The following is an 11,365-nucleotide window of genomic DNA, read 5'->3' as shown; positions in this document are numbered from 1 at the left end:
TTTTCATCTATGCAGCATACCGATCAAATACAGGCCCTTTCAGAGTTCCTGCTGGAGTACGCCACCACGCTCATGGGCGCAGGGGTGCACACCAACCGCGCCGTGCGCAATATTTCCCGCATCGCCGCCGCGTACGGGTACAGCGCGGACATGACCATCTTCCAGCGCAACATCACCATGAGCCTGATCTGCAAGGATGACGAGACGCTGCGCCGCACCTCCGTCCGGAAGCTGAAGCCCCTGGCATTCAACCTGAACCTGATCCAGCAGCTCAGTGAATTGAGCTGGCTCCCGGTGGACAACAACGTCAGCATTGCGGAGATGGAGCAGGCGTTCAGTTCCATCGTGCGCACCAAAAGATTTTCCCGCTGGACGGACCTGCTGCTGGTCAGCGTGGGGAACGCCGCCTTCTGCCGCCTGTTCAATGGGGACCTGTGGGCCATGCTGACCGTGTTCGTGGCCACCCTGCTGGGCTTCCTGGTCAAGCAGCAGCTCTCCCGGCTGAAGTATAATCCGCTGGGCGTGATCATCCTTTCCGCCTTCGCCGCCTCCATGGCGGCGGCGTGCGCCGTCATTTTCCAGATCGGCGCCACGCCGCAGATCGCCCTGGCCACCAGCGTCCTGTTCCTGGTGCCCGGCGTCCAGATGATCAATTCCATCATGGACCTGATGCACGGCCACATCCTGATGGGGATTTCCCGGGGCGTCCATTCCATCATGATGATTACCTGCATCACCATCGGCCTTTCCGCAACCATGCTTATTGTGGGGGTAAACAGCTTATGAGCCCGGATTTCCTTTCTTCCATCCTCCTGGACGGCCTGATGGCCGCCATTGCCGCCACGGGGTTTGCCGTCATCTCCAATCCGCCCAAGCGCGCCATTGCCGTTTCCGCCCTGCTGGCGGCCATCGGCCACGCCTTCCGGTTTTACATGCTGCATTCCTGGTCCATTGACATTTCCAGCGCCACTTTTATCGCCGCCTTCACCATAGGCATGCTGGGCGTCATGACGGCCAAGCTGGTGAAGTGCCCGGCGGAGATTTTCGCGTTCCCCTCCCTGCTGCCGATGATTCCGGGCGTGTACGCGTATAAGACCATCCTGGCCCTGATGCAGTTCATGCAGGAGAACCAGGATACGGCCACCATGAACCGGCTGATCGTGGACATCTGCAAAAACGGCATCACCGCCTTCTTCATCATCTTCTCCCTGGTGATTGGAGTAGCCATTCCCCTGCTGATATTCAAACGGTTAAGCTATACCAGGCATCTAGTCAAAGAACCTTGAACGGAGTTTCGCCCGTCCTTAACCGGCTTGAGCTTCCGGGAAAATATCACCGGGGCGTTGAAAGCCAAAGGCGTTCTTTCAAGCATAAAATCCGGAGGAAGGAGAATAGCCCCGTAGTCTCCCTGTCCGGCCCCCTCTCCCTTGAATCTTGACGCGTTCCGTCATCCTCCCTAAACTTCCCTCCCGTACAACCGTAACTGCAATGGCTGAAAAAAATAACGCCAACATTGGCTTTGAAAAACAAATATGGGACGCCGCCTGCGAACTGTGGGGGCACATCCCCGCCGCAGACTATCGCAAAGTCATCGTCGGACTGATTTTCCTGCGCTACATCTCCTGCGCCTTTGAACGGAAATTCCAGGCGCTTCTGGCGGAAGGGGAAGGCTTTGAAAATGACCGTGACGAATATCTGGCGGACAATATCTTCTTTGTTCCGGAAAAAGCGCGCTGGTCCGCCGTGGCCGCGGCGGCGCACACGGAAGAAATCGGCAAGGTCATTGATGAAGCCATGCTTGCCATCGAAACCGAAAACAGGAGCCTGAAAAATGTCCTTCCCAAGAACTACGCCAGCCCGGATCTGGAAAAACGGGTGCTGGGCAACGTCGTGGACATCTTCACCAATATGGACATGGGGGATGCTGAGGCGGGGAAAGACCTGCTGGGCAGAACCTATGAATACTGCATCGCCCAGTTCGCCTCCTATGAAGGCGTGAAAGGCGGCGAATTCTACACCCCCGCCAGCATCGTCAAAACCATCGTCGCCATCTTGAAACCCTTTGACAACTGCCGGATTTACGACCCGTGCTGCGGCTCCGGAGGCATGTTCGTGCAGAGCGTCAAATTCCTTCAGGCTCACAGCGGGCGGAAAGACGGCATCGCCGTTTACGGGCAGGAAAGCAATGCGGATACCTGGAAAATGGCAAAAATCAACATGGCCATCCGGGGCATTGAAGCCGACTTCGGCCCTCACCAGGCGGATACCTTCTTCAATGACCTGCATTCCTCCCTTAAGGCGGACTTCATCATGGCCAACCCTCCCTTCAACCTCTCCAACTGGGGGCAGGCCCAGCTGCGGGACGACGTCCGCTGGAAATACGGCATCCCCCCCGCGGGCAACGCCAACTACGCCTGGATCCAGCACATGATCCACCACCTTGCCCCGAACGGGAAAATCGGGCTGGTGCTGGCCAACGGCTCCCTGTCCACCCAGTCTTCCGGCGAGGGAGAAATCCGCAAAAACATCATTGAGGCGGATTTGGTGGAAGGCATCGTCGCCCTGCCCCCCAACCTCTTCTACAGCGTGACCATTCCCGTAACCCTCTGGTTCATCGGCAAAAACAAGAGGCAGAAAGGCAAAACGCTGTTCATTGACGCCCGGAAAATGGGAACCATGGTCACCCGCAAGCACCGCGACTTTTCAGAGGAAGATATCCGGAAACTGGCCGATACCTTTGAAGCCTTCCAGAAAGGCTCTCTGGAGGAAATCAAGGGGTTCTGCGCCATCGCGGATCTGGAAACAATCAAACGGCAGGACTACATCCTCACCCCCGGCCGCTACGTCGGAATTGAGGAACAGGAAGACGACGGAGAACCTTTTGAAGAAAAAATGGCCCGTTTGACTTCCGAACTGTCCGGACTCTTCGAGAAATCCCACAAACTGGAAACAGAAATTAAGGAACGACTGGGGGCCATCGGGTATGAAATATAATCTTTCGGATATATGCGACTATGTCCGGGGCAAAGTTGATGTGGCTTCCCTGGGATATGAGAACTACATATCTACAGAAAATATGATTTCTAACAAAGGTGGCATCACCTCAGCATACTCACTCCCCTGTGTGGCACAGACGCAGTCGTTTCAAGTAGGAGATGTTTTAGTATCAAATATTCGACCATATTTCAAAAAAATATGGTTTGCTGAATTTAATGGAGGATGCTCCAACGATGTTCTGGTATTGAGAGCGAAAGACGGCATCAGCAAGAAATTTCTCTATTATGTGCTTACGGATGATACATTTTTCAATTATTCGATGATTACATCCAAAGGCACGAAGATGCCTCGTGGAGATAAGGCCGCCATAATGAAATATGAGGTTCCAGAATTTACTTATAAAGAACAGGAAAAAATAGCAAGAATTTTGGAGGCATTTGATGAAAAAATACAGCTTAATTCGAATATAAATGATAATTTACTTGAGCAAATGAAGGTACTCTACAAATTTTGGTTTGTAGATTTTGCCCCCTTTGACAGCACAAAGCCGGAATCTTGGGTACAGACCGATATTTACGAACTGGCAAATATCATTTATGGTGCGCCATTTAAGTCCAAGCTATTTAATACAGATGGAATTGGGAAGCCAATCATTCGTATTCGTGACTTGAAGGATCAGCAATTCGCAACATATACTACCGAAGTTCATCCCAAAGGTTATTTGTTGCAACCAGGAGACATCGTTGTTGGTATGGATGGTGAGTTTCGTCCGTACATTTGGGGAAATGATGAGGCATGGCTCAATCAACGAGTATGTGTATTTGAAAATAAGCGTCCAAACGGAAAAGCCTTCCTTTATTTCACGATAAAGCCTCTACTTCATGCGATTGAACAAACTCAAGTGGCAACGACAGTTATTCATATTGGGAAGAAAGACTTCGATGCATTTGAAATTGCACTACCTGACACTTCTACTTTGGACGACTTTGACACACTTACAGCCCCAATGATAAGAATAATTGTATCGAATATCTTTGAAAACAAGAAATTGGCTGTGATGCGAGATATTCTTTTACCCAAACTCATGTCCGGCGAAATTGACGTCTCTAATATTCAAATCTAAGCTACTAAATTATCATTTAGCCGGATCAATGATTGGCCTGTTCAGCCTATTCTCGCTTCAATTTGTTTAACAACATATCAATATCATAACAACCAATATTTCAAGATCCCTCCCCATCACAAAATGATTGATTTTCAACAGAGAGTTGTATAATTACATTCATCATCAACCTTGAAGTACGCATTCAGATGGCAGGAGCATACACAGAAGACAGCTATGAAAAGTCTGTAGTGGAACTATTTCAGAACATGGGCTACACCTACGTTTACGGACCCGACGTGGAGCGAGACTATCACCTTCCCTTTTATGAAGATGAATTGAAAAGCGCCATTTTCCACTTAAACCCCGCTTTGCCGGAAGAGGCTGTGACGGAAGCGCTCAACAAATTAAAAAATATTGATAATGGAGAGCTTGTACAGCGGAATGCCGTGTTTATGAACTATCTTCAAAACGGAATTTCCGTACAATACCGCGACAAGGGCGAAGTGCGTTCCGACATTGTCTACCTGGCGGATTACAACAATCCGGACAATAATTCCTTTGTTGTGGCCAATCAATGGACATTCATGGAAAACAGCTGCAAGAGGCCGGACATGATTCTGTTCCTGAACGGCCTGCCTGTCGTGCTTGTTGAGTTGAAATCTCCTTCCCGGGAAGAGACGGACGCTTCCGAAGCCTACCGGCAGCTCCGCAATTACATGAAGGAAATCCCCTCCATGTTTGTTTACAACGCCATTTGCGTGATGAGCGACCAAATGACTTCCAAGGCCGGAACCATCACCTCCGGAGAAGACCGTTTCATGGAATGGAAAACGGTAGACGGCAGTTATGAAAATACCAGGTTCGCCCAGTTTGACACCTTTTTCGAGGGACTGTTCCGGAAACAACGCCTGCTGGATATTCTTAAAAACTTTATCTGTTTTTCCAATAACGGAAAAGAGACCGTGAAAATACTGGCGGGCTACCACCAGTATTTTGCCGTTAAAAAAGCCATTGAATCTACCCGGAACGCCACTCTTACCGACGGCAAGGGCGGGGTGTTCTGGCATACGCAGGGGAGCGGCAAATCACTGTCCATGGTCTTTTACGCCCACCTCCTGCAAGAGGCGCTGGAAAGCCCGACCATCGTTGTGCTTACCGACAGGAACGACCTGGACGACCAGTTATACGGGCAATTCGCCAAATGCAAGGGCTTCCTGAGGCAGGAACCCATCCGGGCAGAAAGCAGGGAACACCTGAAAAAACTTTTACAGGGGAGGAAAGCCAACGGGATTTTCTTTACCACCATGCAGAAGTTTGAGGAATCCCATGAGGCTCTTTCCGAACGCAGAAATATCATCGTCATGGCGGATGAGGCCCACCGGGGGCAATACGGGCTGGCGGAAAAGATCAGGATTTCCACAAATGAAGAAGGCGAGAAAATTGCCAAAAGAGTTGTCGGCACGGCGCGCATCATCCGCAACAGCCTGCCGAATGCCACCTATATCGGCTTTACGGGAACTCCCGTCTCCACCAAAGACAGAAGCACCCGCGAAGTGTTCGGGGACTACATTGACGTCTATGACATGACTCAGGCGGTTGAGGACGGAGCCACCCGCCCGGTTTACTATGAAAGCCGGGTGATCAAACTGAATCTGGATCAGGAAACCCTGAAGCGGATTGATGACGAATACGAGCTCATGGCCGCCAACTCCGACCCGGACGTGATTGAACGCAGCAAGCGGCAGCTGGGGCAAATGGAAGCCATTCTGGGCAATGACAACACCATTGATTCCCTTGTCCACGACATTCTGGATCACTATGAGCATTACCGGGAAGGTCTGCTGACGGGCAAGGCCATGATTGTGGCTTATTCCCGCCCCATCGCCATGAAAATTTACCGGCGCATGCTGGAATTGCGCCCGGAATGGACAGAAAAGGCAAAGGTGGTGATGACTTCCGGAAATAATGATCCGGAAGAATGGAGGGAAATCATCGGCAATAAGAGCTACAAAAATGAATTGGCCAGGGAGTTCAAGGATAATGACAGCCCGATGAAAATCGCCATTGTGGTGGATATGTGGCTGACCGGGTTTGACGTGCCCTCCCTGGCGACCATGTATGTCTACAAGCCGATGAGCGGCCATAACCTCATGCAGGCCATTGCCCGCGTCAACCGCGTGTTCGGCGACAAGGAAGGGGGGCTGGTGGTGGATTATGTGGGCATCGCTTCCGCCCTGAAGCAGGCGATGAATGATTACACAGGCCGGGATAAAGCCAACTACGGAGATACCGACGTGGCCAAAGCGGCCCATCCCAAGTTTCTGGAAAAACTCAGCATCTGCCGGGATCTGTTCCATGGATTTGACTATTCCGGATTCACGATGGGTACTGATCTTGAACGTGCCAGATGCATCAGCGGAGCGGTTAATTTTATCATTGGCAGGGATAAGGAAAAGAAACAGGAATGTTTCCTCAGGGAAGCGCTGATGCTGCGCCAGGCCCTGTCCCTGTGCGCCTCCATCACCCAGGAAACCGACCGTTTCGAAGCCGCCTTCTTTGAGTCCGTCCGGGTTCTGGTGCAAAGGCTCAGAAGCGCGGGGGCCGGGAAGAAAATTTCCCTGAAGGAGATGAACGACAGAATTAACGCACTGTTAAAACAAAGCATCCGGAGCGAAGGCGTCATCAATTTGTTTTCCGATGTTTCCAGGGAGTTTTCTCTTTTTGACCCAACGTTTCTGGAGGAAATTGCGAGGATGAAGGAAAAGAACCTTGCCCTGGAATTGCTTAAAAAACTGATTCTGGAACAGGTCTCCATTTACAAGAGGACCAACATCGTCAAGTCGGAAAAATTCAGCAAAAAGATGCAGCGGCTGATTAATTCCTACATCAATGGGTTAATTACCAATGAAGAAGTCATTGCGGAGATGCTGAAACTCGCGAAACAGATGGCGGAAGCCCGCAAGGAAGGAAGAAATCATGGCCTTTCCCCCGAAGAAGAAGCTTTTTACGACGCGCTGAACAGGCCGCAGGCCGTTAAGGATTTCTATAAAAATAACGAGCTGATCGCCGTGAGCAGGGAACTGACGGAGGCTCTGCGCAGAAACAGCACCATCGACTGGCAAAAGCGCACCCAGGCGCGGGCAAAAATGCGCACCATGATCAAACGTCTTTTGAAAAAATACAAGTACCCGCCCGATGATGTGCCGGAGGCTCTTCAAACCGTCATGAGCCAGTGTGAGCTGTGGGCGGACAACATCATGGATGTCAGGAAAAAGAGTTATTTGAATGATTTTTCCGAGGATGAGGGAGCCCCCAAAGTAGCGGAAGATCCGGAACAATACGGGGTCAACAGCTGATCATGGCAAGATACTCAACCAGGGAAGGAAAATGGAATCCGCATCCTCCTGTTCCGGGCATCGCCGGAGAGGCATATTCCCGCCGTTCGGATTTTTTCTCTTGTCAGACTGCGCCCCGTGTGGTTTACTGCGCCCCGCAACGGCAGAAATGCCTGAGCAGACAGCCCCATAGTGTAATTGGTAACACACCTGATTTTGGTTCAGTATTTCTAGGTTCGAGTCCTGGTGGGGCTGCCATTTTTTTCTTTTTTAGACAATTTGAAAGGGAGCTTAATTTATTACGGAATTACGTAGAATAGTCTTGCTGTAAGATTTTCAGAATATTCTGGCTATTGACAGCCAGTAAATTGCTCCTGTGCAAAACCAGAAAGATCAACGAAACAAGACTAAAGTAAATAATTTCGATTTATTATAAAGCGGATTGGTTGATTTTGTCCCATTGAAATATACGGGGCTGTATAGAATAGTTTTGTTGTGAGGATGATCATCCGTCAGGTGATGGAATTGGAATGTTAAACATTTATAATGTTTTCTTATTCAATAACCGGATGGAGACAAATCAGACAACTGAAGTGGGAATAAGATTAAAGAAGATAATTCCGACAAAATTTAGCCTGATTTCGAATTGCCTTTTCTATGAATACCTTACGTAACGCTAAAGAAATAGCCTTACTCGTTGCCAACGCATGGGAAGAACGTTCCACAGACGGACTTCGTGATGTATTAGCCGCCGATTTTGAATACGCCTCACAATGGGTCTTTGATACCATGCGCGGAGCAGATGCCTATGTCGATTATCTAACAGGCAAGTTTAACGCCATCAAACGCAGCAACTGCAATATAAACGTCAAAGATACGCGCTATTCCGATACCCTGATCGAAATTGATCTGGAACAATCTATGCCGGATATCGTCAAAGTCGTCATGCTACAGTTAAAAATCAGCAATGGTAAAATCACCCGCGGCGACATGTGCGCCCCGGCTTTCAGGCAGCTACCCTAGATGAACGCCGTTCCGCTAATATCAGATAACAGCGGATAATCCTGGATACGCTACTGTTGTGATTTTCTGAAGGGTTCCATGGTCTCTATCAGAGTTTTTTCCGGTCATGACGCCTTGCAGACGGAACCCATTGTCAAGACACCCGTTGACTCCGGATTATGGAAGAACCGCACGTTCTTGACAGCCCTGTTGAGCGGATATGGAGGGGCGGCGATTACGAGGCATTCCGGAACGGTAAAAGCTCTTGCGTTACAGGGATTTTTTTGCATAATCGCCCCGCAGGAATGACGGAAAAACCTATACAACTTGGGCTTGCTGGGCTGGGAACGGTCGGTTCCGGCGTGTATGAAACGCTGTGCCGCAACCATGCCCTCCTGGAAGCCCGGAGCAAGATTCCTTTCAGGATCAAGCGCATCGCCGTGCGCAATCTGGAAAAACCCAGGGAAACCGCCGTTCCGCGGGAATTGCTGACGGACGACTGGAACGACCTGGTGAATGATCCGGAAATTGATATCGTCATTGAGCTGATCGGCGGCACGCGCCAGGCTTACGACCTGGTGACGCTGGCCCTGCGCGCCGGAAAGCCCGTCGTCACGGGGAACAAGGCCCTTCTGGCGGAGTACGGTGCGGAGATTTTCAAGCTTTCCGCGGAGATGGGCACGCCCATTTATTTTGAAGCTTCCGCCGGGGGCGGCATCCCGATTATCCAGAGCCTTCAGAATTCCCTGATCTGCAACCATATCAGTTCCATTGTGGGCATCATCAACGGGACGTCCAATTACATCCTTTCCGCCATGGGGGAACACGGGGCGGATTATGCGGACGCCCTGGTCCAGGCCCAGAAGCTGGGCTTTGCGGAGGAAGACCCCTCCCTGGACGTGAACGGCTGGGACGCCGCCCACAAGGCCCTCATCCTGGCGATGCTGGCGTACGGCACCACCATTTCCCCGGACAAGATTTACGTGAGCGGCATTGAGAACATCACCAGCCGCGATTTCGAGTTCGCCAAGAAGCTGGGCTATACGATCAAGCTTCTCGTCGTCATCCGCTACCATGAAGGGCAGGAAGACGCCCTGGAACTGCGCGTGCAGCCCTGCTTTGTCCATGACTGGCACATCCTGGCCTCCGTGAACGGCGTGTTCAACGCCATTTCCGTCACGGGAGACATTGTAGGGGAAACGCTGTTCTACGGACGCGGAGCGGGCAAGAACCCCACGGCCTCCGCCGTCATCAGCGACGTGATCACCGCCATGCGTGAAAGCCGCTATCCGGAGTACCATACGGGCTTCAATCCGTATGCCAAGGCATGCGGAATCATGCACATCAACGACACGGTCACTCCGTACTACGTCCGCTTCCAGGTGGCAGACCAGCCCGGCGTCATTGCGGAAATAGCCCGCATCCTGGCAACCTTCGGCATCGGCATTTCCGCCACCTCTTCCGCCCCCAGCCATATTGATGAAGACGGAGCCCCCTGGAACGACCTCGTTTTCATCCTTCACTCCTGCCCGTGGGGCCAGCTCCAGAAGGCCCTGGAGGAAATTGCGCGCATTTCCTGCGTGGCGGCGGATCCCCGCGTGCTCCGCATTGAACATCTTCTTCCTCAATCCTAACCACATTATCATCCTGTTACATGGCTCTTATCGTTCAAAAATTCGGAGGCAGCTCCGTCGGCACCATTGACCGCATCCGCAATGTGGCGCACCGCATCCATGATACCGCCAGGGACGGCAACCAGGTGGTGGCCGTCGTTTCCGCCATGAGCGGCGTGACGGACAAGCTGATCAGCCTTGCCAGGGAGCTGTCCGAATCCCCCTGTGAACGCGAACTGGACGTGCTGATGGCCACCGGCGAGCAGCAGTCCATCGCCCTGCTCTGCATGGCCCTTCACGAGCTGGGGGAAAAAGCCATGTCCTTCACGGGGGCGCAGGCGGGCATCACCACCTTCGGCAACCATACGCGCGGACGCATCCACAGCATCAACCCCACGCTGATGAACAAGTACCTGCAGGAAGGCAACATCCTCATCTGCGCCGGCTTCCAGGGGGCTACGGAGGAAGGAATGGTCCAGACGCTGGGCCGCGGGGGGTCTGACCTTTCCGCCATCGCCATCGCGGCCGCGCTGAAGGCGGACGTGTGCCAGATTTTTACAGATGTGGACGGCGTGTACACCTGCGACCCCCGCGTGGTGAAAGACGCCAAGAAAATACAAACCCTTTCATATGACGAGATGCTGGAGATGGCCTCCAACGGTTCCAAGGTGATGCAGTCGCGCTCCGTGGAATTCGCCAAAAAATTCGGCGTCGTCTTTGAAGTTCGCAACTCCATGAACAACAACCCCGGTACAATCGTGCAAGAAGAAACTCCCTCCATGGAAGCCGTCGTCATCCGCGGCATCTCCATTGACCGCAACCAGGCCCGCGTCACCATCACCGGCATTCCGGACCAGATCGGCTATACGGCCCAGGTGCTGGGCGCCCTGGCTGAGGCGGAAATTAACCTGGACATGATTCTGGCCAATACCGCGCATGACGGCTACGTCCGCCAGTCCTTCACCATGCCGTCCAATGAACTGGGCCGCGCCCAGGCCGCCCTCAAGCCGGTCATGGCCGCCCTGGGCTCCACCGTGAAGGTGGAAACGGAAGCGGGCCTTGCCAAGCTTTCCCTGGTGGGCATCGGCATGCGTTCCCATTCCGGCGTGGGCGCCACCGCGTTCAAGGCCCTGGCGGACGCCAACATCAAGACCGGCATGATTTCCACCTCGGAGATCAAGATTGCCGTGATGGTGGACGAGTCAGACATTGAGGAAGCGGCCCGGGTGGTGCACAGGGCGTTCAATCTGGGCGTTTAACCCTTCCCCCTTTTTCAGGACCGGTTCACGGAAACGTGAACCGGTTTTTCATGT

General features: G+C 52.3%; 8 protein-coding genes and 1 tRNA gene. All 9 read left to right on the top strand.

Annotation, left to right across the window (positions count from 1 at the left end; translation table 11 throughout):
* The first annotated feature begins 9 nt into the window (after positions 1-9).
* The 9 genes from ABGM91_RS10390 (at position 10) to ABGM91_RS10350 (ending at position 11,311) form a co-directional block, all read left to right on the top strand.
* Positions 10-786, top strand: coding sequence for a threonine/serine exporter family protein (locus ABGM91_RS10390; protein WP_215427694.1), 777 nt, complete (start codon positions 10-12; stop codon positions 784-786).
* Complete coding sequence (locus ABGM91_RS10385) at positions 783-1,286, top strand: threonine/serine exporter family protein (protein WP_354832123.1); 504 nt, start codon at positions 783-785, stop codon at positions 1,284-1,286. Before ABGM91_RS10390 ends, ABGM91_RS10385 begins: the two co-directional genes overlap by 4 nt.
* Positions 1,287-1,488: 202 nt before the next feature.
* Positions 1,489-2,994, top strand: coding sequence for a class I SAM-dependent DNA methyltransferase (locus ABGM91_RS10380; protein WP_354832121.1), 1,506 nt, complete (start codon positions 1,489-1,491; stop codon positions 2,992-2,994).
* Entirely contained in the window at positions 2,984-4,120 is a 1,137-nt protein-coding gene (locus ABGM91_RS10375; protein ID WP_354832119.1) for a restriction endonuclease subunit S, read from the top strand. Before ABGM91_RS10380 ends, ABGM91_RS10375 begins: the two co-directional genes overlap by 11 nt.
* Before the next feature lie 188 nt (positions 4,121-4,308).
* A complete protein-coding gene (locus ABGM91_RS10370) occupies positions 4,309-7,458 on the top strand; it encodes a type I restriction endonuclease subunit R (RefSeq protein ID WP_354832117.1) in 3,150 nt (1,049 codons plus the stop codon).
* Positions 7,459-7,620: 162 nt separating this feature from the next.
* Positions 7,621-7,695 (top strand) — tRNA-Gln (locus ABGM91_RS10365).
* A 399-nt stretch (positions 7,696-8,094) separates the two neighbouring features.
* The gene (locus tag ABGM91_RS10360) at positions 8,095-8,460 is read left to right on the top strand and encodes a hypothetical protein (protein ID WP_354832115.1); all 366 of its coding nucleotides are present in this window, start codon (positions 8,095-8,097) and stop codon (positions 8,458-8,460) included.
* Between the two features lie 284 nt (positions 8,461-8,744).
* Positions 8,745-10,073: a homoserine dehydrogenase gene (locus tag ABGM91_RS10355; protein WP_354832113.1), complete on the top strand. Its 1,329-nt coding sequence runs from the start codon at positions 8,745-8,747 to the stop codon at positions 10,071-10,073.
* A gap of 20 nt (positions 10,074-10,093) precedes the next feature.
* The gene (locus ABGM91_RS10350; protein WP_354832111.1) at positions 10,094-11,311 is read left to right on the top strand and encodes an aspartate kinase; all 1,218 of its coding nucleotides are present in this window, start codon (positions 10,094-10,096) and stop codon (positions 11,309-11,311) included.
* Positions 11,312-11,365: the final 54 nt, after the last annotated feature.

Source organism: Akkermansia muciniphila, assembly GCF_040616545.1.
Classification (GTDB): Bacteria; Verrucomicrobiota; Verrucomicrobiia; order Verrucomicrobiales; family Akkermansiaceae; genus Akkermansia; species Akkermansia muciniphila_E.
This window is presented reverse-complemented; position numbering and strand designations above follow the sequence as displayed.